Annotated in this window: 22 protein-coding genes; 14 read left to right on the top strand and 8 right to left on the bottom strand. The window is 73.4% G+C overall.

Annotated features, from left to right (window positions below; all coding sequences use genetic code 11):
- Positions 1-157: 157 nt before the first annotated feature.
- Positions 158-1,375: an acetyl-CoA C-acetyltransferase gene (locus tag ACIHAR_RS13370; protein WP_365466359.1), complete on the bottom strand. Its 1,218-nt coding sequence runs from the start codon at positions 1,373-1,375 to the stop codon at positions 158-160.
- Positions 1,376-1,558: 183 nt separating this feature from the next.
- Positions 1,559-2,608 (bottom strand): SGNH/GDSL hydrolase family protein, encoded by a 1,050-nt coding sequence (locus tag ACIHAR_RS13365; RefSeq protein WP_365466361.1) that lies wholly within the window; start codon positions 2,606-2,608, stop codon positions 1,559-1,561.
- Between the two features lie 148 nt (positions 2,609-2,756).
- Between ACIHAR_RS13365 and ACIHAR_RS13360 the strand changes: the two genes are divergently transcribed.
- Positions 2,757-4,145 (top strand): cystathionine beta-synthase, encoded by a 1,389-nt coding sequence (locus ACIHAR_RS13360; protein WP_365466363.1) that lies wholly within the window; start codon positions 2,757-2,759, stop codon positions 4,143-4,145.
- 481 nt (positions 4,146-4,626) lie between these two features.
- A complete protein-coding gene (locus tag ACIHAR_RS13355; RefSeq protein WP_365466365.1) occupies positions 4,627-5,040 on the top strand; it encodes a DUF6924 domain-containing protein in 414 nt (137 codons plus the stop codon).
- A gap of 7 nt (positions 5,041-5,047) precedes the next feature.
- Here ACIHAR_RS13355 and ACIHAR_RS13350 read toward each other — a convergent pair whose 3' ends face one another.
- Positions 5,048-5,476: a hypothetical protein gene (locus ACIHAR_RS13350; protein ID WP_365466400.1), complete on the bottom strand. Its 429-nt coding sequence runs from the start codon at positions 5,474-5,476 to the stop codon at positions 5,048-5,050.
- Positions 5,477-5,651: 175 nt separating this feature from the next.
- Between ACIHAR_RS13350 and ACIHAR_RS13345 the strand changes: the two genes are divergently transcribed.
- Both ACIHAR_RS13345 and ACIHAR_RS13340 read left to right on the top strand, forming a co-directional pair.
- Positions 5,652-6,518, top strand: a complete 867-nt coding sequence (locus ACIHAR_RS13345; RefSeq protein WP_365466367.1) for a MurR/RpiR family transcriptional regulator — start codon at positions 5,652-5,654, stop codon at positions 6,516-6,518.
- A gap of 237 nt (positions 6,519-6,755) precedes the next feature.
- A complete protein-coding gene (locus ACIHAR_RS13340) occupies positions 6,756-7,349 on the top strand; it encodes a hypothetical protein (protein ID WP_400019229.1) in 594 nt (197 codons plus the stop codon).
- A gap of 94 nt (positions 7,350-7,443) precedes the next feature.
- Here the strand turns inward: ACIHAR_RS13340 and ACIHAR_RS13335 are convergent, their stop codons facing one another.
- From ACIHAR_RS13335 to ACIHAR_RS13320, 4 genes are read right to left on the bottom strand one after another with little or no spacing between them, the layout of a single operon-like run.
- Complete coding sequence (locus tag ACIHAR_RS13335) at positions 7,444-7,818, bottom strand: hypothetical protein (RefSeq protein ID WP_365466371.1); 375 nt, start codon at positions 7,816-7,818, stop codon at positions 7,444-7,446.
- 14 nt (positions 7,819-7,832) lie between these two features.
- A complete protein-coding gene (locus tag ACIHAR_RS13330; RefSeq protein ID WP_400019227.1) occupies positions 7,833-8,360 on the bottom strand; it encodes a roadblock/LC7 domain-containing protein in 528 nt (175 codons plus the stop codon).
- A gap of 34 nt (positions 8,361-8,394) precedes the next feature.
- The gene (locus ACIHAR_RS13325) at positions 8,395-9,225 is read right to left on the bottom strand and encodes a transcriptional regulator (RefSeq protein WP_400019225.1); all 831 of its coding nucleotides are present in this window, start codon (positions 9,223-9,225) and stop codon (positions 8,395-8,397) included.
- Entirely contained in the window at positions 9,222-9,620 is a 399-nt protein-coding gene (locus ACIHAR_RS13320; RefSeq protein ID WP_400019223.1) for a hypothetical protein, read from the bottom strand. The genes ACIHAR_RS13325 and ACIHAR_RS13320 overlap by 4 nt, the downstream gene beginning before the upstream one ends.
- A 735-nt stretch (positions 9,621-10,355) precedes the next feature.
- Between ACIHAR_RS13320 and hutU the strand changes: the two genes are divergently transcribed.
- From hutU to hutI, 4 genes are all read left to right on the top strand, one after another.
- Entirely contained in the window at positions 10,356-12,020 is a 1,665-nt protein-coding gene (gene hutU / locus ACIHAR_RS13315; RefSeq protein ID WP_365466379.1) for a urocanate hydratase, read from the top strand.
- A gap of 251 nt (positions 12,021-12,271) precedes the next feature.
- Positions 12,272-13,474, top strand: a complete 1,203-nt coding sequence (locus tag ACIHAR_RS13310) for an allantoate amidohydrolase (protein ID WP_400019410.1) — start codon at positions 12,272-12,274, stop codon at positions 13,472-13,474.
- A complete protein-coding gene (locus tag ACIHAR_RS13305) occupies positions 13,471-14,820 on the top strand; it encodes a formimidoylglutamate deiminase (RefSeq protein ID WP_400019220.1) in 1,350 nt (449 codons plus the stop codon). The genes ACIHAR_RS13310 and ACIHAR_RS13305 overlap by 4 nt, the downstream gene beginning before the upstream one ends.
- A complete protein-coding gene (gene hutI, locus ACIHAR_RS13300; protein ID WP_400019218.1) occupies positions 14,817-16,112 on the top strand; it encodes an imidazolonepropionase in 1,296 nt (431 codons plus the stop codon). Before ACIHAR_RS13305 ends, hutI begins: the two co-directional genes overlap by 4 nt.
- Positions 16,113-16,247: 135 nt before the next feature.
- On the opposite strand, the gene ACIHAR_RS13295 is transcribed toward hutI, so the two are convergent.
- Positions 16,248-17,177 carry an RNA polymerase sigma factor SigF gene (locus ACIHAR_RS13295; RefSeq protein WP_365466385.1) on the bottom strand — a complete coding sequence of 310 codons (930 nt, stop codon included), beginning with the start codon at positions 17,175-17,177 and terminating at the stop codon, positions 16,248-16,250.
- Positions 17,178-17,415: 238 nt separating this feature from the next.
- Between ACIHAR_RS13295 and ACIHAR_RS13290 the strand changes: the two genes are divergently transcribed.
- From ACIHAR_RS13290 to ACIHAR_RS13265, 6 genes are all read left to right on the top strand, one after another.
- Positions 17,416-17,793, top strand: coding sequence for an STAS domain-containing protein (locus ACIHAR_RS13290; RefSeq protein ID WP_365466387.1), 378 nt, complete (start codon positions 17,416-17,418; stop codon positions 17,791-17,793).
- Between the two features lie 291 nt (positions 17,794-18,084).
- A complete protein-coding gene (locus tag ACIHAR_RS13285) occupies positions 18,085-18,567 on the top strand; it encodes an ATP-binding protein (RefSeq protein ID WP_365466389.1) in 483 nt (160 codons plus the stop codon).
- Between the two features lie 183 nt (positions 18,568-18,750).
- Positions 18,751-19,440 carry an LPXTG cell wall anchor domain-containing protein gene (locus ACIHAR_RS13280; protein ID WP_365466391.1) on the top strand — a complete coding sequence of 230 codons (690 nt, stop codon included), beginning with the start codon at positions 18,751-18,753 and terminating at the stop codon, positions 19,438-19,440.
- A gap of 30 nt (positions 19,441-19,470) precedes the next feature.
- On the top strand, positions 19,471-20,274 hold the full coding sequence (locus tag ACIHAR_RS13275) for a hypothetical protein (RefSeq protein ID WP_400019215.1): 804 nt from the start codon (positions 19,471-19,473) through the stop codon (positions 20,272-20,274).
- Positions 20,271-21,392 carry a hypothetical protein gene (locus tag ACIHAR_RS13270; RefSeq protein ID WP_400019212.1) on the top strand — a complete coding sequence of 374 codons (1,122 nt, stop codon included), beginning with the start codon at positions 20,271-20,273 and terminating at the stop codon, positions 21,390-21,392. Before ACIHAR_RS13275 ends, ACIHAR_RS13270 begins: the two co-directional genes overlap by 4 nt.
- A gap of 71 nt (positions 21,393-21,463) precedes the next feature.
- Positions 21,464-22,729, top strand: a complete 1,266-nt coding sequence (locus tag ACIHAR_RS13265; protein WP_400019408.1) for a hypothetical protein — start codon at positions 21,464-21,466, stop codon at positions 22,727-22,729.
- Positions 22,730-22,977 lie beyond the last annotated feature (248 nt).

Genomic DNA, 22,977 nt, shown 5'->3' with positions numbered 1-22,977 from the left:
TGCGAAATCACTCCGTCGAGGGAGATAGGTCACATCCTGGGGGAGATTGGATCACAAAAAGGCCCGGAGTCCGGGTGTTTCCCGGACTCCGGGCCATCGGCTCACGGTGGGTGCCGCGGCGGCTACCGAGAGGCGCGCGCGACGGCTCCCGGGCGGCTCAGCTGAGGCGCTCGATGACCATCGCCATGCCCTGACCCCCGCCGACGCACATCGTCTCCAGGCCGAACTGCTTGTCGTGGAACTGGAGCGAGTTGATGAGGGTGCCGGTGATCCGGGCGCCCGTCATGCCGAAGGGGTGGCCGACGGCGATGGCGCCGCCGTTGACGTTCAGCTTGTCGAGGTCGATGCCGAGGTCGCGGTAGGAGGGGATCACCTGGGCGGCGAACGCCTCGTTGATCTCGACCAGGTCGATGTCGTCGATGGTGAGGCCGGCCCGGCGCAAGGCCTGCTGGGACGCCTCGACCGGGCCGAGGCCCATGATCTCGGGGGAGAGGCCGGAGACGCCGGTCGACACGATGCGGGCGAGCGGGGTGAGGCCGAGCTCGCGGGCCTTGGTGTCGCTCATGATGACGACCGCGGCGGCGCCGTCGTTCAGCGGGCAGCAGTTGCCTGCGGTGACCAGGCCGTCGGGGCGGAAGACCGGCTTCAGGCCCGCCACGCCCTCCAGGGTGACGCCGGCGCGGGGGCCGTCGTCCTTGCTGACGACCGTGCCGTCGGGCAGGGTCACCGGGGTGATCTCGCGCTCCCAGAAGCCGTTCTTGAGGGCTTCCTCGGCGAGGTTCTGGGAGCGGACGCCGAACTCGTCCATCTCCTGGCGGGTGACGCCCTTCCAGCGGGCGAGGTTCTCGGCGGTCTGGCCCATCGAGATGTAGGCGTCCGGGAGGAGGCCGTCCTCGCGCGGGTCGTGCCAGGTGGTGCCCTCCTGCTCCGCGACGGCGGCGGTGCGCGCCTCGGCCTCGGCGAACAGCGGGTTGTGGGTGCCCGGCATGTCGGAGGTGCCGTTGGCGTAGCGGGAGACCATCTCGACGCCGGCCGAGATGAAGACGTCGCCCTCGCCGGCCTTGATGGCGTGCAGGGCCATGCGGCTGGTCTGCAGCGACGAGGAACAGTAGCGGGTGACCGTGCAGCCGGGCAGGTGGTCCATGCCCATCTGCACGGCGACGATCCGGCCGAGGTTGTGGCCCTGTTCGCCGCCGGGGAGGCCGCAGCCGAGCATCAGGTCGTCGATGTCCTTCGGGTCCAGCTCGGGGACCTTGGCGAGGGCCGCCTGGATGATCGTGGCGGTCAGGTCGTCCGGGCGCAGGTCCTTGAGGGAGCCCTTGCCGGCGCGGCCGATGGGGGAGCGGGCGGTCGAGACGATGACGGCTTCGGGCATCACAGCTCCAGACAGGGAAGCCGGCGCGCAGCGCCACGTCGAGGGTGGCGGGCCGGGCGACGGACGGGCTTACGGGTCGGGGGTTCGTTCGGGCAGCGCTGTCTGGGAAGTTACCTGTACGTATGGTCAGGGTCACGGGCGTCGCGGTGTGACCCTGACCGCACTTTCTAAGCGCTTGCTTGGTCAGCTGCCCCGTACACCCGACGGGCTCGTCGGTGACGTGGGCGCCGTCTCCGGCTCGGGCACCCGCCGCCGCCTGCGCCTCTTCAGCAGCGCCCACGGTCCCCGCGGCCCCGTCGGCATCGCCGCCGTGACCTCGGTGCCGGCCTCGGACGCGGCCTCCGCCGCCGCCCGTGCCACGGGCAGGAAGCCCTCGCGGCGGAAGACGTCCGGACGCTCCTCCTCCGCCGGCCACAGACCCAGGGCCGCGCAGACCGTCGGCAGGACCGCCATCGCCGCCGTGGCGTAGCCCTCCGCCGAGGGGTGGTAGTGGTCGGGGCCGAACAGCTCGCGCGGGTTCGCCTCGAACTCGGGGCCCAGCAGGTCGCCCAGGGACACGGTGCGGCCGCCCTGTTCGACCACGCCGATCGTCTGGGCTGCCGCCAGCTGGCGGGAGGCGCGTCGGGCCAGCCAGCGCAGGGGCTGGCCGACCGGCTCGATCGTGCCCAGGTCGGGGCAGGTGCCGACGACCACCTCCGCGCCTGCCGTACGCAGCCGCCGTACCGCCGAGGAGAGGTGGCGCACCGAGCGGGTGGGGGGCATGCGGTGGGTGACGTCGTTCGCGCCGATCATGATCACGCAGATGTCGGGCACCCGGCCGGTGTTGCCGAGGACCAGCGCGACCTGACGGTCGAGGTCGTCGGACTGGGCGCCGGGCAGTGCCACGTTGCGCAGCTTCACGGGGCGCTCCGCCACCGCCGCCAGACCGGAGGCCAGCAGCGCGCCCGGTGTCTGCCCCGCCCGGTGGACGCCCTGGCCCGCCGCCGTGGAGTCGCCGAGCAGGGTGAGCCGCAGGGCCTCCACGCCGGGGGCGGCGTAGGCCCGGCCGTACAGGCCGTCGGCCTGCGGGACGCGGGACTGCGCGCCGTTGCCGTTGACATGGCGTCGCGCCAGTTGCGCCTCCGCCAGCAGCAGTCCTACGACCGCCGCCCCGGCCAGCCCGATCCCGCCGCCGCCGTAGGCCGCGCCGGCCGCGATGCGCCGGGCCACTCTTGCCCTGGACATGCTCGTCATGCCTCGACGCCACCTCCTCGTGTCCGTACAACCACTCCTTGCCCCGTACGGACCGTCGCCCAATCTCGACGGGGAGTGAACGTGTTGGACGGGCCGTAGGCTGGCGGAACCACTACGACCACTGTTTTGCAAGCAACCGGAGACAACGGTGCGATTCCACGACTCGATGATCAGCCTCGTCGGCAACACCCCGCTGGTGAAGCTCAACAGCGTGACCAAGGGCATCCGGGCGACCGTCCTGGCCAAGGTGGAGTACTTCAACCCGGGCGGCTCCGTGAAGGACCGCATCGCCCTGCGCATGATCGAGGCGGCCGAGCAGAGCGGGGAGCTCAAGCCCGGCGGCACCATCGTCGAGCCCACCAGCGGCAACACCGGCGTGGGGCTCGCCATCGTGGCGCAGCAGAAGGGGTACAAGTGCATCTTCGTGTGCCCCGACAAGGTGAGCACCGACAAGATCAACGTGCTGCGGGCCTACGGCGCCGAGGTCGTCGTGTGCCCGACCGCCGTCGCCCCCGAGCACCCGGACTCCTACTACAACGTCTCCGACCGGCTGGTGCGCGAGACCCCGGGTGCATGGAAGCCGGACCAGTACTCCAACCCGAACAACCCGCTCTCCCACTACCACTCCACCGGCCCGGAGCTGTGGGAGCAGACGGAGGGGAAGATCACCCACTTCGTGGCCGGCGTCGGCACCGGCGGCACGATCTCCGGCACCGGCCGCTATCTGAAGGACGCCAGCGACGGCAGGGTGCAGGTGATCGGCGCCGACCCCGAGGGCTCCGTCTACTCGGGCGGCTCCGGGCGGCCGTACCTCGTCGAGGGCGTCGGTGAGGACTTCTGGCCGACCGCCTACGACCGGACCGTCGCCGACGAGATCGTGGCCGTGTCCGACAAGGACTCCTTCCAGATGACCCGGCGCCTGGCCAAGGAGGAGGGGCTGCTCGTCGGCGGCTCCTGCGGGATGGCCGTCGTCGCCGCGCTGCGGGTCGCCGAGCGGCTCGGCCCGGACGACGTCGTGGTCGTGCTGCTGCCGGACAGCGGGCGCGGCTACCTCAGCAAGATCTTCAACGACGAGTGGATGGCCGACTACGGCTTCCTGGAGGACGAGGGCCCCAGCGCCCGCGTCGCCGACGTCCTCAGCGACAAGGCCGCCGGCTCCATGCCGTCCCTGGTCCACATGCACCCCGACGAGACCGTCGGCCAGGCCATCGAGGTGCTGCGCGAGTACGGCGTCTCGCAGATGCCGGTCGTGAAGCCGGGCGCCGGTCACCCCGACGTCATGGCGGCGGAGGTCGTCGGCTCGGTCGTCGAACGGGAACTGCTCGACGCGCTGTTCAGCAAGAACGCCTCGCTGGACGACCCGCTGGAGAAGCACATGTCCGCCCCGCTGCCGCAGGTCGGCTCCGGAGAGCCCGTCGGCGACCTGATGTCGGTGCTGGGGTCGGCGGACGCGGCGATCGTGCTCGTCGAGGGCAAGCCCACCGGCGTCGTCAGCCGCCAGGACCTGCTGGCCTTCCTCGCCAAGGGCGGCAAGTAGCTTCACGGGTCCCGCGGCACAACCCCGGGGAAACTCGCGGTGAACCGGGCCCGTCGGCGGCGAACTTCCGTTTTCCATACGGGAGGACGGACTTCGCGGAAGTGGTACGAGCGTGTCACGTCCGCGCAGCACACGCTTAACACGGGTCCGGCAGATTAGAGGTGTCGGCAGGGCGGGAGCGGCTCCCCGTCCCGGCGGCACCGAAACGGCGTCACGGACCTCCGGAGCGGCTCCCGGACCTCCATGGACGCCATGGACGCGCAAGCCCGGCTCGACCCGGCCCGCGTCCCTCGCGGGGACCGCCGTCGTCCCGCCCCCCGGCAACGGGGGTGCGGCGGTCCCCGCGCACACACCCTTTCGCGCCTCGGTCGCCTCAGTCGCCCGAGCCGGCGCCGCTCCCGCGGAGCCGGTTCCTCGCCGTCGGGGTTCCTCGACCGGTGCTGCCGGCCGTGGGGGCTCTTCGGCCGCCTAGCATCTGCGTATGGCTCTGCCGCAACCCGACGACCTGACCTCACTCGTGCTGCGCACGGACTTCGCGGACGACGCGGCCTGGGACGCGCTGTGCGCGGTGTTCGACGAGGACCACGCCACCTTCGTCAGCGACCCCCGGTACGCCGACGTGAGCATCCCCGCGCTGCTCCACGAGGACAACGCGGCCGGCGAGGCCGAACAGCTCGCCCATCTGTTCCTCGCCGACGCCGCCGCCCTGGCCGACCCGCGGCACCATCTGCTGGCCCTCGACCTCTACGACGAACCCGGCCGGACCTTCCGCGTGCCGCCCGAGTGGTTCGCGGAGATATCGGCGAACCTGTGCATCGCCAACCTGGACTTCGAGGACTTCGCCGACTGCGTCGACGCCACCGGCACCTTCCGCGGCTTCCCGGACGGCGGCTGACGGCCGCTCACTCCTCCCAGTCCCCGTCCCGGGAGGACTTGCGGCGCAGACCGCCGAACAGGCCCGGGTTGGTGCGGGCGGCCTGCACGACGTTGACGCCGACGATGCCCGCCCAGGAGACGAGCAGCCCCGGCAGGTCCGCGGCGCCCACGCCGATCGCCGACAGCGGGACCGCCAGCACCAGCGAGACGATGCCGAAGCCGAAGCGCTCGCCCCAGGAGTCCGTGGCCCCCGGTGAACGGCTGCCCCGGGCCGCCGCCATCTGCGTCTCCGCGAACTGCCGGCGCACCCGCCGCTCCACCGCGGCGTCGATCCGCTGGTCGACCTTCTCCAGGAAGGAGTCCACCAGTGCGGACTCGTACTCCTCGCCCAGCTCCCTGCGGGCCTGCAGGCTGGCGTCGAGTTCCTTCTTCAGCTCGGTGTCCCGTGCTCCCATTCCGGTCATGCCCCCACCGTAGGAAGCGGCCGGGCGGGTGGCACTGGGGTTAGCCCCCCTCTCCGTACGGGGGTCCGCCGAACGCCCGACGGCCGGGAGGGGCCTTGCCTGGCTGTATAGGGTCATGCAGAGTTCTGGGTGAGTGAATAATCCGTCGTTGGAGGGGGAGCGGGGCATGAGCGGGGACAGGGACACCGGGGCGGGCGTCGCGGACAGCCCGGCCGCGCGTCTGCAGGCGCTCTTCGAGGGTCACCGGCTGACGCCGACCCAGCGGCGCATCGCGCACAGCATGGTGCGGCGCGCCGCCGACGTGCCGTTCCTCTCCAGCGTCGAGCTGGCCGAGCTGGCCGGGGTCAGCCAGCCCTCCGTCACCCGGTTCGCCGTCGCCCTCGGCTTCGACGGCTACCCCGCCCTGCGCAAGCACCTGCGCGAGGTCGCCCCCGCCGAGCAGACGGCGGGCGCGTCCTCGTACAACGAGTACCAGCAGGCCGTCGAGGCCGAGATCGAGAACCTGAGGCACCTGGCGGAGCTGCTCGCCGACCCGCGGCCGGTGCAGCGTGCGGGACGGCTGCTGGCTGCCTCGCGGCCGCTGCCCGTGCTCGGTCTGCGGGCCGCGGCCTCGCAGGCGTACGGCTTCGCGTACTTCGCCGCCAAGGTGCATCCGGACGTCCGGCTGCTGCACGAGGGCGGCTCGGTGCTGCACGACCGGATCGACGCCGCCGTGCGTGCCGGCGCCTCCGCCCTGTTGTGCTTCGCGCTGCCGCGCCACCCCCGCGAGGTCGTCGACGCCCTCTCCTACGCCAAGGAGTCCGGACTGACCGTGGTGACGGTCGCCGACTCGGCGTTCGCCCCGGTCGCGAAGGTCTCCGACCTGCTGCTGCCGGCCGCGGTCGGCACCGGGCTCGCCTTCGACACCGCGTGCGCGCCGATGCTGCTCGGGCGGGTGCTGCTGGAGGCGATGTGCGACGACCTGCCGGACGCCCAGGCGCGGCTGGAGGAGTTCGACGTGAAGGCGGCGGCACGGGGGCTGTTCGTGGAGTGACGGCCGCCGGTCGCCGGTCGTCGGCCGCAGACCGCCGGTCGTCAGCCGCGGCAGTCCGTGCCGCGTCGGCCCCGGGACATGCGTGCCCCCGGCAGCGTGCGCCGACAGCGCGCGCCGTCCTCGGAGCGTGCGTCCTTCCGGTGATGTGCCGCGTTCTCAGACTGATCTCACGTTCGCTCGCTAATCTGCTCGACCAGAGATTTTCGGCGTGTTGTCGAGACGACGAGGAGGCGGAACGTGGCACGCGGGGATCGCAGAGCTCAAGGTCTGGCTCGGGTGGCCGTCGTCGTACGGGCCGGGACGGCGCCGATGTGGTGGCTCGGCGTGGTCGCGGCGGGCGTCGGCGTACTGGTTCCGGGGCTGACGGGCCGGCGGATCGGGGTGATGGCGGGAGCGGCGCTGTTCATCGTCGCGGCGGCGGTGGTGGCCCTCGTGCGCCGCAAGCGGTACACCGCACTCGCCCGTGCGGCCACGCGGGCGGGCAGGCACGACGTGCTGCAGGACCGGGCGGTGACCGTGCGCGCTTGGCGCCGCGGTCACCGCTGGTGGCTGCTGCTCGCCTTCGCCGCCGCGCTGGGCAGCGCGTTCGCCCTGCCGGCCGCGGGCGGGATGCTGCTCGCCGGATGCGGAGCGGGGCTGCGGCTGAAGGCGGCCTGGCTCGGACGGCTGGAGCGGACCGAGGACGCGCTGCTGTGGGTACGGGTCGACTGGCTGGCCGGGAACGGCGGCCGTCCGGCCGGCGCGGCGGTCAAGGCCTACCGCAGCACGGGTATCGCGGCGGGCGACGCGGCCCCGGGTGGAGCGCGCCGCCGCGCCGCGGCACTCGTGTAGTCCGGTCGCAGGGAGCCGGGGGGCGGGCCCGAGCCGCCGGGACGGGGCTCGAGCCGCCGGGACGGGGCCCGGACGCCGGGACGGGGCCGGCGGCTCAGACCTCCAGGTCCTCCTCGATCCTCCGCAGCTGGTGGCGGGCCATCGCCAGGTTGGCCCGCTTGGCGTCCAGAACGAGGTAGAGGAAGAGCCCGTTGCCGCCGCGGCCGCTGATCAGACGGATCAGGTGGTACTGGTCGGACAGCGTGATCAGGATGTCCTCGATCTGCGCCTTGAGCCCGAGGTGCTCCATGGTGCGCATCTTGGCGCGGACCACGTCGGTGTTGCCGGCGGCGGCGACGTTCAGGTCGAAGCCCTTGCTGCCGCCCATCGTGCCCAGCGCCATCCCGCTGGTGTAGTCGACGAGCGCGACGCCGGTGGCGCCCTCGATGGAGGCGAGTGCTTCCTTGAGTGCGGTCTCCGTGTTGGCCATGACTGGGGTTCCTCTCAACTCTCGGTTCTGGGTCGGGTGTCGGTCGTGGTCGTGGTCGTGGCGCGCCGGGTGCGCGCGTTCGCGGAACGTGCGGTGGTGGTGCCGTCGGTCTCGGCGGGGGCTTCCGTGGGAGCCTTCGCCGGCTCCCCGGCCGGGTCGGCCGCGGGTCCCGACGCGGCGTCGACGAGCTCCCCGATGCGGACGCCGGCCCGGCGGCCCTCCAGGTGCAGCCGGCCGACGTTGACGCGGTCCCGCGCGAGCAGCGTCAGGACGGCGCCCTCCCCGGCCGCGTACGTCGCGACGTAGCCGTCACCGCCGCGCACGAGCAGCTCGCGGAAGGCGCCCAGCCCGGTCGTGTCCGCCATCCGCGCGGCGACGCCGAGGGCGGTGGCGGTGAGCGCGGCCACGCTCTCCGGCGCGATGCCGGGGGTGTCGTGGGCGAGGACGAGACCGTCCACGCCCGCCGCGAGCGCTCCGGTCAGCTGGGGCACCCGGGCCCGCAGCCGGCTCAGCTCGGCGCGTATCTCGGGCTCGGCCGCCATCAGCGCCCTCCTCTCGGCACGCGGTCGCTGCCGTTCAAAGGGCCTCCAGCGCATCCCTGAGCCTCTTCAGCAAGGTGATGTCGGGGTCGTCGACACGGGGCAGGTCCACCCTCGGAGGGGTCTGCCGGGCGGGCGGCGGGAACCGGGCGGTCAGCAGGCCGGCGGCCGCCAGCCGGCGGACGTCCACCAGCGTGGCGAAGGCCTGCCGGCCCAGCGTCCGGGCGATGTCCGACGCGGTGCGCACGCCGTCCACCAGCGCCAGGACCGCCCGCTGCCGGGCGGTGAGCCCCGGCAGGGCCCCGGACCCGGACTCGGCCTGCAGCAGCGGCGCGGTGTCGGGCAGCGGGTCCGGCCACAGGCGGTGCAGCATCTCCCGGCGGCGCAGCGTCTCGCGCTCCAGGGCGTCGACCGTGACCGGCCGCAGCACACCGAACCAGTGCCCGCCTCCGTAGCGGAAACGGCCCGGCGTGCTGCTGGGGGAGAGGGCGAAGTACGCGGCGTCGTACACCGCCCCGAGGTGGCCCACCTCCAGCGCGCCGCGCCCGATCCGTCCGGAGTCGAGCAGCAGACGGGCGACGCCGTACTCCTCGTCGGCCCGCTCCACCGCCTCCCACCAGACGGTGGAGTCGAGCGTGCCGTGGGCCGCCAGCAGGACGTCGAGTCCCGGGGCGAGAGGGCTCTCGGCGTGCACCACGCGGCCCTCGGCGAGGTGGAGCGCGCCGTGTTCGCGCTCCAGGACCCCGGTGGCCCGCTCGGCGGCGAGCCGCGTCAGCATGGGCGACACCCCGCCGCCCGCGTGCTCCCGGGCAGCCGCTCTGTCCCGCACCGGCAGCCGGGGCGGCGGGGTCGTCCCCACGACCGTCACCCCAGCACCAGCCGTCCGGCCATCTCGCCCAGCCGTATGCGGGCCAGGGCGAGATTGCCGTCCGACCGGGCCAGCCACACGTGCAGGAACACGCTGCTGTCGAAGGACATCGGGACGAACCGCACGACGTGGTAGCTGTCCCGGTTGCTGATGATGAGGTCCTCGACCGGGGGGTCGGCGGCCTCGGTCCCGTCGCCGTCGTCGGGCGTGAACGTCCGCTGTTCGGCCGTGAGCCGCGCGACCTCTGCGGCCTCGGCCGCCGCGGCCTCGTGGTCACCGCCCGGGAACTCCCCGACCGTGCCGAGGGCCAGCCCGCTGGTCCAGTCGACCAGCGCGGCTCCCCGGGCACCGGGCAGCCGCATGGCCTCCAGTAGACACTCGTCGATTCCGGGCACCGTTGGCTCCCCTCCCGCCTGCGGTTCGGCTGAGTGAGGAAGAAGCTACGCAACGTATGCGCGAGGGGTGAGGGTTCTGGCATTTTCCAGCGGAACATGCGCGGGGGTGACTAGGGTGGGTCAACTGTCCCCGTTCCCCCGGCCGTTCGACACGTGTCCGCGGGCGTGCGCCGAGGGTGTACAGGCGGGAGCCGGGTGGTGAGGGCCATGACCCGCGCCCCCTCCGACGCGCCGTGATGTCCCACCCGAAGCACCGCCGAACCCCCTCCGGCCCACCGCCGGTTCCTCTCCGGCCTGCCACCGGCTTCCCTTCCGGTGTGCTGCCGAGGCCCCGGCCCGCCTCCGATGCCCCCAGCCCGCCATCGGTCTCCCTTCCGGCCTGCCGCCGATTCCCTTCCGGCCTGCCGTCGATGCCCCGGTCCGCGCCCGATGCCCCCGGTCCACCGTCGGTCTGCCTTCCGGCCTGCCGTCGAAGCCCCCGCCTGCTGCCGAGGCCCCCGGCCCGCCGATGTCCTCATGCTGTCGGCCGACGCCCTCCGACATCCCCACCCCCACCCCCACCCTGCCGCCGGTCCGACGCTCGCCCCTCCCTCCCTCAGGGCATGTCCGACTTCCCGGGCGGCTCCCGCCCCGCCGCCCAAGCCCGGCCCTGTTGACTAGTTCTATTCAGGAGGTCAGGATGTGAATAGCAGCAGCAACATCCGCCGGGACATCCCAGCCGCGAGGAGGCAGACCATGTCAGGACCCCGCCCCGTACGAGCGCCGCGTGGTACCGAACTGAGCGCCCTGGGGTGGCAGCAGGAAGCCGCCCTGCGGATGCTGCAGAACAACCTCGACCCCGAGGTCGCCGAGCACCCGGACAAGCTCGTCGTCTACGGCGGGACGGGCAAGGCGGCGCGTGACTGGCGCTCCTTCGATGCGATGGTCCGCACGCTGCGCACGCTCAAGCAGGACGAGACCATGCTCGTCCAGTCCGGCCGCCCCGTCGGCGTCATGCAGACCCACGAGTGGGCCCCGCGCGTCCTGATCGCCAACTCCAACCTCGTCGGCGACTGGGCCAACTGGGAGGAGTTCCGCCGCCTGGAGCAGCTCGGCCTGACCATGTACGGCCAGATGACCGCCGGTTCCTGGATCTACATCGGCACCCAGGGCATCCTCCAGGGCACCTACGAGACCTTCGCCGCCGTCGCCGCGAAGAAGTTCGGCGGCACCCTCGCCGGCACGATCACCCTCACCGCCGGCCTCGGTGGCATGGGCGGCGCCCAGCCGCTCGCCGTGACGATGAACGACGGCGTGGCGATCTGCGTCGACTGCGACCCGCGTGCCATCGAGCGCCGGATCGAGCACCGGTACCTCGACGTCAAGGCCGACTCCCTCGACCACGCCCTCCGGCTGGCGGTCGAGGCCCGCGACGCCCGCCGCCCGCTGTCCATCGGCGTCCTCGGCAACGCCGCCGACCTCGTCCCGCAACTCCTCGCCATGGGCGCACCCATCGACATCGTCACCGACCAGACCTCGGCCCACGACCCGCTGTCGTACCTGCCGGTGGGCGTGGAGTTCGCGGACATGGCCTCCTACGCCGCCAAGGACCCCGCCGGGTTCACCACCCGCGCCCGTGAGTCCATGGCCCGGCACGTCGAGGCGATGGTCGGCTTCCTGGACGCCGGCGCCGAGGTCTTCGACTACGGCAACTCCATCCGCGGCGAGGCCCGGCTGGCCGGGTACGACCGGGCCTTCGCCTTCCCCGGCTTCGTCCCCGCCTACATCCGCCCGCTGTTCTGCGAGGGCAAGGGCCCCTTCCGCTGGGCGGCGCTGTCCGGCGACCCGGCCGACATCGCGAAGACCGACAGGGCGATCCTCGACCTCTTCCCGGAGAACGAGTCCCTGGCCCGCTGGATCAAGATGGCCGGGGAGCGGGTCCACTTCCAGGGCCTGCCCGCCCGTATCTGCTGGCTCGGCTACGGCGAGCGCGACAAGGCCGGCGAGCGGTTCAACGACATGGTGGCGAGCGGTGAGCTGGCCGCTCCCCTGGCCATCGGGCGCGACCACCTCGACTGCGGCTCCGTCGCCTCCCCCTACCGCGAGACCGAGGCCATGCTCGACGGCTCCGACGCGATCGCCGACTGGCCGCTGCTGAACGCCATGGTCAACGTGGCGTCCGGCGCGTCCTGGGTGTCCCTCCACCACGGCGGCGGGGTCGGCATGGGGCGGTCGATCCACGCCGGGCAGGTGACCGTGGCCGACGGCACGAAGCTGGGTGGCGAGAAGATCCGGCGCGTCCTGACCAACGACCCCGGGATGGGCGTCATCCGGCACGTCGACGCCGGTTACGACATCGCCGAGTCGGTGGCCGACGAGCGGGGCGTGCGGGTGCCGATGCGCGAGGGTGACGACGCGTGAGCCGACGTGACGACGGAGGGCGCGGCGGAAACCGCCCGGCGGAGGCCGAGGCCTCCTCGCCGGACGCGGGCCCGGCCGCGCCCACCGGCCCCGGGGCCCGGCCTCGCGGAGACGCCCCCGACGCCCTGCGGCACGACTGCCCACCGCCCGCGCCCGGTGACGCCTCCCACCCTGGACCAGGAGCCGCCGCCCCCGGGCCCCACGCCGACGGCCGCCCGCCCGCGGGAAGCCGTCCCGCCTCCTTCCAGGAGATGTGGCGGGAGCTCGCGCCCGTCGGCCGGCACCCCTCCTCCGGTGGCTACCGCCGTTACGCCTGGAGCGCCGCCGACGCCGACTGCCGGGCCTGGTTCCGGGAGCAGTCCGAGGCCCGCGGGCTGGTCTACGAGGTAGACCGGAACGGCAACCAGTGGGCCTGGCTCGGTGACCCCGCCGCCGGGGACGCCGTCGTCACGGGATCGCACCTCGACTCGGTGCCCGACGGCGGCGCCTTCGACGGGCCGCTGGGCGTGGTGTCCTCCTTCGCCGCGCTCGACGAACTGCGCGCCCGGCGGGCGACCTTCGCCAAGCCCCTCGCCATCGTCAACTTCGGCGACGAGGAGGGCGCCCGCTTCGGTCTCGCCTGCGTCGGCTCCCGGCTCACCGCCGGGCAGCTCACCGTCGAGCAGGCCCACCGGCTGACCGACGGCGACGGGATCACGCTCCCGCGGGCCATGGAGGCCGCCGGATACGACCCCGACGCCATCGGGCCTGACCCGGAGCGGCTCGCCGGCATCGGCGCCTTCGTCGAACTGCACGTCGAGCAGGGACGGGCGCTCGACCTCAGCGGCGACCAGGTGGGCATCGCCAGTGCGATCTGGCCGCACGGACGCTGGCGGTTCGACTTCCGGGGCGAGGCCAACCACGCCGGCACCACCCGGCTGGTGGACCGGCGCGACCCCATGCTGTCCTACGCCGAAACCGTGCTCGCCGCCCGGAGGGAGGCGCGACTCGCCGGGGCCGTCGCCACCTTCGGCAAGATCGCCGTCGAGCCGAACGGCGTCAACGCCATCCCCTCCCTGGTGCGCGGCTGGCTCGACTCCCGCGCCGCCGACCAGGAGAGCCTCGACCAGGTGGTCGACGGCGTCCGGAAGGCGGCCCGCGAGTACGCCGCGGCCCACGGCGTCGACCTGGACGTCGTCCGCGAGTCCTTCACCCCCGTCGTCGAGTTCGACCACGCCCTGCGGGACGAGCTCGCCCGGATCCTCGGCCAGGAGACCGACCTCAAGGTCCCGGTCCTGGGCACCGGCGCCGGACACGACGCCGGGATCCTCTCCGGGAGCGTCCCGACCGCCATGCTGTTCGTGCGCAACCCCACGGGCGTCTCGCACTCCCCGGCCGAGTACGCGGCCGAGGACGACTGCGCGGCCGGGGTGCGCGCGCTCGCCGACGTACTGGAAGGGCTGGCCTGCACGTGACCACCACGCAGCGGACACGGACGTACTGGCTGGAGCACGCCTGGCTCGGCACCCACGTCGAGCCGGGCGTCGCCCTGGAGGTGACCGACGGCCGGATCACCGCCGTCCGCACGGACACGCCCACCCCGCCGCCCGGCGCGGAGGTGCTGCGCGGCCTGACCCTCCCGGGCCTGGCCAACGCCCACAGCCACGCCTTCCACCGCGCCCTGCGCTCCACCGTCCAGGTCGGCTCCGGCACCTTCTGGACCTGGCGCGAGGTCATGTACTCCGTCGCCGACCGGCTGACCCCGGAGACGTACCACGCCCTCGCCCGCGCCGTGTACGCCGAGATGGCGCTGGCCGGCATCACCGCCGTCGGCGAGTTCCACTACGTGCACCACGCCCCCGGCGGCACCCCTTACGCCGACCCGAACGCGATGGGCGAGGCCCTGATCTCGGCCGCCGCCGAAGCCGGCGTCCGTATCACCCTCCTCGACACCGCCTACCTCTCCTCCGGCTTCGGACAGGCCCCCAACACCCACCAGCTGCGCTTCTCCGACGGGAACGCCGACGCCTGGGCCGCACGCTGTTCACTTCTCAAGGAACGGGAGCTCGCTCGGATCGGCGCGGCGATCCACTCCGTACGGGCCGTGCCCGCCGACCAGCTGGCGACCGTGGCACGCTGGGCCGAGGAGCGCGGCGCGCCGCTGCACGTGCACCTGTCGGAGCAGACCGCGGAGAACGACGCCTGCCGGGAGGTCCACGGCTGCACCCCGACGCAGCTTCTCGCCCTGCACGGCGTGCTCGGACCGCGGACCACCGGCGTCCACAACACCCACCTCACCGCCGAGGACATCTCCCTGATCGGCGGCAGCGGCACCGGCACCTGCATGTGCCCGACGACCGAGCGGGACCTCGCCGACGGCATCGGACCCGCCGCCGCCCTCCAGAACGAGGGCTCCCCCCTGTCCCTCGGCTCCGACAGCCACGCCGTGATCGACCTGCTCGAAGAGGCGCGCGCCATGGAGCTGAACGAGCGGCTGCGCACCCGTACCCGAGGTCACTGGACGGCCGCGGCCCTCCTGCGGGCGGCCACGGCCGACGGCCACGCGGCCCTCGGCTGGGACGACGCCGGCACCCTGGAGCCCGGGGCGCTCGCCGACTTCACGACGATCGCGCTCGACTCGGTCAGGACGGCAGGGCCGCTTCCGCGGCTCGGGGCCGAGACGGCCGTATTCGCCGCGTCGGCAGCGGACGTGTCGCACACGGTCGTGGGAGGCCGGCACGTCGTACGGGACGGGGTCCACTGCCTCGTCCCCGATGTGCCGAAGGCCCTCGCGGACGCCGTCGAAGCCCTGCGCGGATGACGGCGGGCCGCCCACCCGCGCGGCCCGCCTCCGCCCCCGAACCCGCCCCCACCGCCGACCAGGCCACCAAGGACGCCATGAGCAACGCGACCACCGTCAGCCCCGCCCACTCCGCGAGCACCGCCAGCACGCTCATCACCAACATCGCCGCCCTGGTCACCAACGACCCCTCCCTCGGTGACGGTTCCCCCCTCGGACTGATCCAGGACGCGGCCGTCGTCGTCGAAGGCGACCGCATCGCGTGGACCGGTGATCGAAGCAAAGCACCCGCCACTGACAATCGGGTCGACGCAGCCGGCCGGGCGGTGATCCCGGGCTTCGTCGACTCCCACTCCCACCTCCTCTTCGCGGGCGACCGGACGCAGGAGTTCAACGCCCGGATGTCGGGGCGGCCGTACAGCGCGGGCGGGATCCGGACGACCGTCTCCGCCACCCGCGCCGCCACCGACGAGGAACTGGAGGCGAACCTCACCCGCTACCTCGCCGAGGCCCTCCGCCAGGGCACCACCACGTTCGAGACCAAGTCCGGCTACGGCCTGACGGTCGAGGACGAGGCCCGGGCCCTGCGCATCGCCGCCGCGCACACCGACGAGGTCACCTACCTGGGCGCCCACATCGTCTCCCCGGACTACGCCGACGACCCGGCCGCCTACGTCGCCCTGGTCACCGGCGAGATGCTCGACGCCTGCGCCCCTCACGCCCGCTGGATCGACGTCTTCTGCGAGAAGGGCGCCTTCGACGGCGACCAGGCCCGCGCCGTCCTCACGGCGGGCAGGGCGAAGGGCCTCCACCCCCGCATCCACGCCAACCAGCTCTCCCACGGCCCCGGCGTGCAGCTCGCGGTCGAGCTGGACGCCGCCAGCGCCGACCACTGCACCCACCTCACCGACGCCGACGTGGACGCCCTGGCCAACAGCCGTACGGTCGCCACGCTCCTCCCCGGCGCCGAGTTCTCCACCCGCGCCGAGTGGCCGGACGCCCGCCGCCTCCTCGACGCCGGCGTCACCGTGGCCCTGTCCACCGACTGCAACCCGGGCTCGTCGTTCACCTCGTCCGTGCCGTTCTGCGTCGCCCTCGCCGTACGGGACATGCGCATGACCCCCGACGAGGCGGTCTGGTCGGCCACGGCGGGCGGGGCGGCGGCTCTGCGCCGCACCGACGTCGGCCGCCTCACCCCCGGCGCGTACGCCGACCTGACGCTCCTGGACGCCCCGAGCCACGTCCACCTGGCCTACCGGCCCGGCGTGCCGCTGGTGTCGCAGGTGTGGCGGAGGGGCGTACGCGTGGTCTGAGCGGTGACCGGCGGCGGAAATCCGCCGCTCCCGGTCACGAGCGGGGAGTCACGGAAACCACGCCCGCGCCCGGACGGGCACCCGACGGTGCTCGTCCGGGCGCGGACCGCACTGGTCTCCGGCCGGAGGCGTGCCTCACTCCTCCAGCGTCAGCCCCTTGCGCAGCCGCACGAGGGTCCGTGACAGCAGGCGTGAGACGTGCATCTGGGAGATGCCGAGTTCCTCGCCGATCTCCGACTGGGTCATGCCCGCGACGAACCGCAGGGAGAGGATCTGCCGGTCGCGCGGCGGGAGGTCCGCGATCAGCGGCTTCAGCGACTCGACGTACTCGATGCCTTCGAGCCCGTGGTCCTCGTAGCCGATGCGGTCGGCGAGGGCGCCCTCGGCGTCGTCCTCCTCGGGCTGGGCGTCCAGCGAGGAGGCGGTGTACGCGTTCGAGGCGGCCATGCCCTCGACGACCTCCTCGTTGGAGATGCCGAGACGTTCCGCCAGCTCGGCCACGGTGGGGGCGCGGTCGAGCTTCTGGGCCAGTTCGTCACCCGCCTTGGCGAGGTCGAGCCGGAGCTCCTGGAGGCGGCGCGGGACCCGCACCGACCACGAGGTGTCGCGGAAGAACCGTTTGATCTCGCCGATGATGGTTGGCATCGCGAAGGTGGGGAACTCCACACCCCGGCTGAGCTCGAAACGGTCGATCGCCTTGATCAGGCCGATCGTCCCGACCTGGATGATGTCCTCCATGGGCTCGCTGCGCGAGCGGAAGCGGGAGGCGGCGAACTTGACCAGCGCGAGGTTCAGTTCGACGAGGGTGTTGCGGACGTACGAGTACTCGTACGTCCCTTCCTCCAGCGACTCCAGCCGCTCGAAGAGGGTCTTGGACAAGGCCCGCGCGTCGACGGGTCCGACCTCGTCGTACGGGGGGATCTCCGGGAGTCCGGCGAGGGCGTCGGCGGTGCCGCCGGTGGGGTCGCCGCCCCGCGCGAGGGGATTCAGGTGGTCCGGTGGGGGTGTCGACGTCGCCTCGTGGGTATGCGGTGCGTCGAGCCGGGATGACATGATGTCCTCCATCGTTCTCGGCATATGGCTGCCGAAGCCAGTGCGTGCACTACGGTGTGCGGCGCCTCCAAAGCCGGCCGTGTCGGTTACGTGTTCCTCCTAGCCCTACCCGCTTTACTCAGCCGATCGCAAGTGCGTTTTGTTGAGTTATGTCCGTTTGTGGGTGATTGTTCGGCTGTTGGAGCGCGTATCGAAGGCGTAGTGTGCGAGGGCGTCCGCAAGCACTACACGACCTCGGGAGAGACACGGCATGGACCGCGGGACGGTCGGCAGCGCACAGTCTGGCCGGCTTCTGGTGGAGGTGCGGGAAGAGGGTTCCAGCGCCGTCGTGACACCGGCCGGTGAGCTCGATCACCACACGGCCGATCTGTTGCGTGAGCCACTCGAAGAATGCCTCGCCCAGGGGCTGAGCCGACTGGTCGTGGACTGCTCCCGGTTGGAGTTCTGCGACTCCACGGGGCTCAACGTCCTGCTCGGCGCCCGCCTGAAGGCGGAGGCGGCCGGTGGCGGGGTGCACCTGGCGGGTATGCAGCCCGTGGTGGCGCGGGTCTTCGAGATCACCGGCGCGGACGCCGTCTTCACCGTGCACGACACGGTCGAGTCGGCCCTCGCCGAAGGCGACGGCTGACCCGCCGGCCGCGTGTCGGCCCGCCGCCCCATGCCCCCGCGGCCCCGATTCCGCGCACGGACGGGCGAACGAGGGTGTCCCGCCGGTTCCCTCGGGCAGGAGACACCTGAACATGTCGGTGGCACAGCTCGTGGACGGCACGAGGCGCGAGAAGGGGCGGGATTGGGCGGACCGACCGTGCGGCGGCCGTGGACCGTGTGTACTGGCTCCCGTGCCCGTGAGTTCTCGGGCACTCTTGAAATCTCTGATCGTGTGAATCACGAACTGGTGAATCGGTGAGGTGAAGCGCTGATGAGCACCACCCGGCCTTATTCGCCGGGCGACCGCGGCCCGGAGCCCAGCGGCGCTTCCGGGGCGTCGGCGGGTCGTCAGGTCCGCAGGCTGAGCTTCGACGGTGCGAGCGGGGTGGTCCCCCTCGCCCGCGACTTCGCCCGCCAGGCGCTGTACGCGTGGGGGTGGCTGCCCGCCGCCACCGCCGACCAGCGGGCCGCCGCCGAGGACGTGCTGCTCGTCGTCTCGGAACTGGTCACCAACGCCTGCCTGCACGCCGAGGGCCCGGACCAGCTCCTCCTCGGCTGCGACAACAAGGTCATCCGCGTCGAGGTCTCCGACCGCGGTACGGGCCAGCCGGCCCCCCGCACCCCGCACCGCGCGGGCCGCCCCGGCGGTCACGGCATGTTCATCGTGCAGCGGCTCTGCCTGGACTGGGGGGTCGTCCGGACCCCCGGCGTCGCGGGCAAGACGGTCTGGGCCGAGCTGGGCGCTCCTGCGTAACCCGCGGCCCGGCGTGGCGGACCGCGCCCCGCCCGGCGGTCGTGACCGCGGTCAATGCCTCCGCACGCCCAACACTCCCACGCCCGCTCCCCACAACTCCGGTGTGCCCCTCCCCTTCCTTCCTCACGGTCCCCGGCGTACCTTGACGGCCCGATCTGATGCGCCGTCAGGAATGAGGGGACCGTGTCGTACCGGAAGCGAACCGCCGCGCTCGCGACGTCCGCGGCCCTGGCCGGAGCGGTGGTGTGGACGGCCGCCCCCTCGGCGGGAGCCCAGGTCGTCGACGTCGACTACGCCTGCAAGACGCCCATCGGCGACAAGAACGCCGTCTCGCCCATCGACATCAAGGGCGTCGAGAGCGGCGGCGGCTACAAGATCACCATGTCCTGGCAGAAGGGCGTCTCCTCCAGCCCCGTCGAGCTCGGCAAGGGCGCGATGAACCCGAGCGCCACCATCGAGCTGGGAGGCGCCGACAGCGGGACCCTCAAGGTCTCCGGCCCGGCCAACCAGACGGCCATCCCCGCCGACACGCCCATCAAGATCAACGACCTGAGCGGCACGTACACCCCGGAGAGGACCGGCAAGGTCACCTTCACTCCCGGTGTGCTCACCATCAAGGCGCTCGGTACGACGACCACCTGCACGCCCACCAACGACCCCGGGCCCTCGCTCAGCCTCGACGTGACGGCCGCGGGCGGCGGGACCTCCGGCGGAGGAGCGGCGAACGGCGGCGGGACGGCGAACGGCGGCGGCACCCTCCCGCAGACCGGCCCGGAGGACTCCGCGATCGCCCTCGCCACCCTCGGCGGCACGGTCCTCCTCGCGGGAGCCGCCGGAACCCTGTGGCTGACCCGGCGGAACCGGATGCGCTGACCCCGACCCCGTCGCCCGCTGGAGCCGCCGATGCCGTACGCCGCCGCCTGTGCCCTGCTGCTGACCCTGCCGCTCCTTCCGGCCGCCGCGTCCGCCGCCGACGGCTGGACCGCCGCACCCTCCGGCGGCGGACGGCCGTCCTTCTACGCCGAGGGCGCGCCCGGCGCGGTCCTGGAGGACACCCTCGCCGTGACCAACCGGGGCGCCCGCCCGCTCACCGTCCGGCTGCACGGCACCCGCCTGCCGGTCACCCTCGCCGAGACCGCCCTGCGCATCCCCGCCCGCACCCGCGCCGAGGTCCCCTTCACGGTCACCGTCCCGCCCGACGCGCCCCCCGGCGACCGCTCCGGCGCACTCGTCGTACGGGACGCGGCCGGCCGCGAGGAGAGGGTACGGCTGCTGCTGCGGGTCGGGGGGCCGGAGCTGTCCGCGCTGACCGTCGAGCACGTGGCCGTGCACGCCGACCGGATCACGTACGAGCTGGTCAACCGCGGCACCACGGCCGTCGTCCCGCGTCTCGCGGTGCGCGCCGACGGCGTCCTCGGCACCGTCCTCGACCGCGCCCCGCGCACCCTGCCCGTCCGGCTGTCCCCGGGGCGCCGCCTTCACCTCGACGAGCCGTGGCCCGACCGCCCGGCCCTGGACGCCGTCACCGTCCGGCTGACCGTCACCGCGCCCGGAGGCGCGCACGCCACGGCCCGCGCGTCGGCGCGGTTCGTGCCGTGGGGCGCGGCGGCGGGAACGGCGGCCGGCGCGCTGCTGGTCGCCGCCGTCCCCGTCGCCGTTCACCGGCGCCGTACAGCCTCGGCGGCACCCGAGGGGGAGCCGACGTGAGGGGGAAGCGGGTGCGGATCGTGGTGGTGGCGGTGCTCGCGCTGCTGCTCTTGCCCTGCGCCGGGCCGGCATCGGCCGCCGGCCCGGCGACCGTGAAGCTGTCCGCGTCCCAGGCGGGCACCGGGGGGACGATCACCGTCAGCGGCAGCGGCTGGCGGCCGCGCGCGCTGCTGATGCTGCTGATCTGCGGGCGGTCCACGCCCTCGAAGGGTGTCCTCGGCGGTACCAACTCCTGTGCCAACGCGGACGGCCGGGCCGTCACCACCGACGCCGACGGCCGTTTCAGCCGGGCGCTGCCGGTGGCCGAGCCGCCGGTGCCGTGCCCCTGCGTGGTGCACGTGGCCACCGCGACCGGGACGAAGGAGCAGTCCGACGCCGCCTTCCAGGTGGCCGGCCACCCCGTCGAACCGCTGCCCGCCGCACCGGCCGGCGGGCGTCTGTCGGTCCTCACCGACACCCGGCTGGAGGGCGGCGACGGCCTGCTCACCTGGTTCGGCGCCCCGCCCGCCCGCACCCTGGTCTTCACCGTCGGCAACGTCGGGACCGCGCCCGTGAAGGACCCCGTCTTCCAGGTCGGCACCGCCCACGGCGTGTTCGCCCCCCAGTGGGACGAACGGCAGTGGCGCGGCACCGTGGCACCCGGAAAGAAGGCCCGCGTCGAACTGCCCGTCGAACTCACCGGCGGAGCCCACGGCGACTACACCGTCTCCCTCAGGTACGGCGGGAAGGTCCTCGCCGAGCAGCCGTGGGGCGTGGACCGCCCCTGGGGCGTGACCCTGTTCTGGATCCTGGTCTGCCTCGTGGTGCCGACGGCGGTGTTCCGCGTCGGGATGGCCGTCGTGGACCGGGTCGGGCCGCGCCCGGCGGCCGGTCACCGGAGGACGCGCCCGGCGGGCGGTCCACGAGGGACGCGCCGGTCCGCCGGCCGTCCGCGTCCGTCCGTCCGCCTCCCGGGCCTTCCCCGGCGCACTCCCGACCCGGACCGGCCGCCCGCACCGGCCTCGACCCTGCCGTGGTTCACCCCGGACTCCGATCCGGGCACGGCGGGCCGGCTCTCCGCACCGCACGACGACCATCCGACGAGTCCCATGACTCCCGGCAGAAAGGGATCCACGTGAGCGAGAGCGAGAGAGCCGCACCGCCCGGGAGCGGACGGCGGAAGAGGGCCGCCGCGGCCGGCACCGCCGTCCTGTTCGCCGGGGCCGCCGCCCTGCTGGGCGTCACCGCCGGGCAGGCCCAGGCCGCCGAGGTGGCCTACGCCACCAAGTGCATACCGCCGGCCGGCGTCGGCCTGCCCGAGGTCAACGGCACCACCAAGGTCGAGATCACCGCGCCGGCCACGGCGAAGGTCGGGGACACCGTCGACGTCGTCTGGAAGTTCACCCAGGCCGCCTCCAAGAACCCCGACATCATCGACCTGCCCGCCGACTCGGTGCAGCCCTCCGGCACGCTGAAGGCGGCCGGCGCGCAGACCGCGGCGGTCGCGATGCGGGGCCCGCGCGAGAATCCGGCGATACCCAAGGGCGGCGCCATGGTGCTGTCCGACATGAAGGGCACGCTGAAGCTGACGGCAGCCGGGCAGGTGGCGCTGACGCCGGACGCGTACGTCGTCAACGCGATGTCGACGGACACCAGGTGCGCGCCGACGGAGCCGGTCCAGCCCGCCGCGACGATCACGGTGACGGCGGCGAACGGCGGCTCGTCCTCCGCGTCCTCGTCGCCGAGCCCGTCGCCCGACCCGTCCGACTCCGCCTCGCCGAGCCAGTCCTCGTCGCCGAGCGCGTCGAACCCGCCCAGCGCCTCCGCGAGCGCGACCGGTGACAGCGGTCGGACGGACTTCACCGGCAAGGTCGTGGACGTCCCCTACACCTGCCAGTCGCCCATCGGGGAGCAGAAGGCGACCTCGCCGATCCAGATCAACGCGAAGAAGAACGGCGGGAGCTACGACCTCACCGTCCAGTTCAAGAAGTCGGTGATGAACAGCCCGATCGACATCCCGGCCGACAAGGTGAAGCCGACCATGCAGGTCGTGCTCGGCGGTGCGGACACGGGCTCGGTCACGGTGGAGGGCCCGACCAACACCGAGGTGATCAAGCAGGGCGCCCCGATCGAGATCCCGGACCTCAAGGGCGCCTACAAGCCCGGCGCGACCGGTGTGTCCACGCTCTCCCCGGGCGTCCTCACCATCGAGGCCATGGGCACGACCACCACCTGCACCCCGGACAGCACGTCCGTCTCCCTCACCCTGGACACCACGGAACAGGCGAGCGGCGCGTCCGGCGGCAGCGGCTCGTCCTCCTCGTCCGGCGGGAGCACGTCGACCGGTGGGGACCTCGCGGAGACCGGCGCGGGCGATCACGGCACGCTGAAGGCCCTCGGCCTGGTCGCCGGCACGGCCGTACTGCTGGGCGCGGCGGTGTTCACGTTCATGCCGGGACGGATCCGGCGGCGCTGACCGGGCCGCCCCGGGGCGCGGGACTGTGCGGCCCGCCGCGGCGACGGGACCGGTCACGGCCGTCCCGGGCGCCATGGCCCGAACCGTCACGGCGCGGGCGCGACCGCGCCGGAGCCGGAAACGGGGGGGGGCGGCGCCCCCCCCGGGGGGGGGGGGGGGGCCCCCCGCGGCGGGGGGGGGGGGCGGCCGGTTTGTTTTGGCGAAGTTTCATTCCTCGCGGGTGGGGAATAACAACCCCCCCGCCCGGG

Source organism: Streptomyces sp. NPDC052016 (assembly GCF_044548445.1).
GTDB lineage: Bacteria > Actinomycetota > Actinomycetes > Streptomycetales > Streptomycetaceae > Streptomyces.
The sequence above is the reverse complement of the archived record's forward strand: the minus strand, read 5'-3'. Positions and strand labels throughout refer to the sequence as shown.

Coding starts and splice junctions, on each gene's coding strand:
- ACIHAR_RS13370 (WP_365466359.1), bottom strand. CDS start 1,375: ATGCCCGAAGCCGTCATCGTCTCGACCGCCCGCTCCCCCATCGGCCGC.
- ACIHAR_RS13365 (WP_365466361.1), bottom strand. CDS start 2,608: ATGACGAGCATGTCCAGGGCAAGAGTGGCCCGGCGCATCGCGGCCGGC.
- ACIHAR_RS13355 (WP_365466365.1), top strand. CDS start 4,627: ATGGCTCTGCCGCAACCCGACGACCTGACCTCACTCGTGCTGCGCACG.
- ACIHAR_RS13350 (WP_365466400.1), bottom strand. CDS start 5,476: ATGGGAGCACGGGACACCGAGCTGAAGAAGGAACTCGACGCCAGCCTG.
- ACIHAR_RS13345 (WP_365466367.1), top strand. CDS start 5,652: ATGAGCGGGGACAGGGACACCGGGGCGGGCGTCGCGGACAGCCCGGCC.
- ACIHAR_RS13335 (WP_365466371.1), bottom strand. CDS start 7,818: ATGGCCAACACGGAGACCGCACTCAAGGAAGCACTCGCCTCCATCGAG.
- ACIHAR_RS13330 (WP_400019227.1), bottom strand. CDS start 8,360: ATGGCGGCCGAGCCCGAGATACGCGCCGAGCTGAGCCGGCTGCGGGCC.
- hutU (WP_365466379.1), top strand. CDS start 10,356: ATGTCAGGACCCCGCCCCGTACGAGCGCCGCGTGGTACCGAACTGAGC.
- ACIHAR_RS13310 (WP_400019410.1), top strand. CDS start 12,272: ATGTGGCGGGAGCTCGCGCCCGTCGGCCGGCACCCCTCCTCCGGTGGC.
- hutI (WP_400019218.1), top strand. CDS start 14,817: ATGACGGCGGGCCGCCCACCCGCGCGGCCCGCCTCCGCCCCCGAACCC.
- ACIHAR_RS13295 (WP_365466385.1), bottom strand. CDS start 17,177: ATGGAGGACATCATGTCATCCCGGCTCGACGCACCGCATACCCACGAG.
- ACIHAR_RS13290 (WP_365466387.1), top strand. CDS start 17,416: ATGGACCGCGGGACGGTCGGCAGCGCACAGTCTGGCCGGCTTCTGGTG.
- ACIHAR_RS13285 (WP_365466389.1), top strand. CDS start 18,085: ATGAGCACCACCCGGCCTTATTCGCCGGGCGACCGCGGCCCGGAGCCC.
- ACIHAR_RS13275 (WP_400019215.1), top strand. CDS start 19,471: ATGCCGTACGCCGCCGCCTGTGCCCTGCTGCTGACCCTGCCGCTCCTT.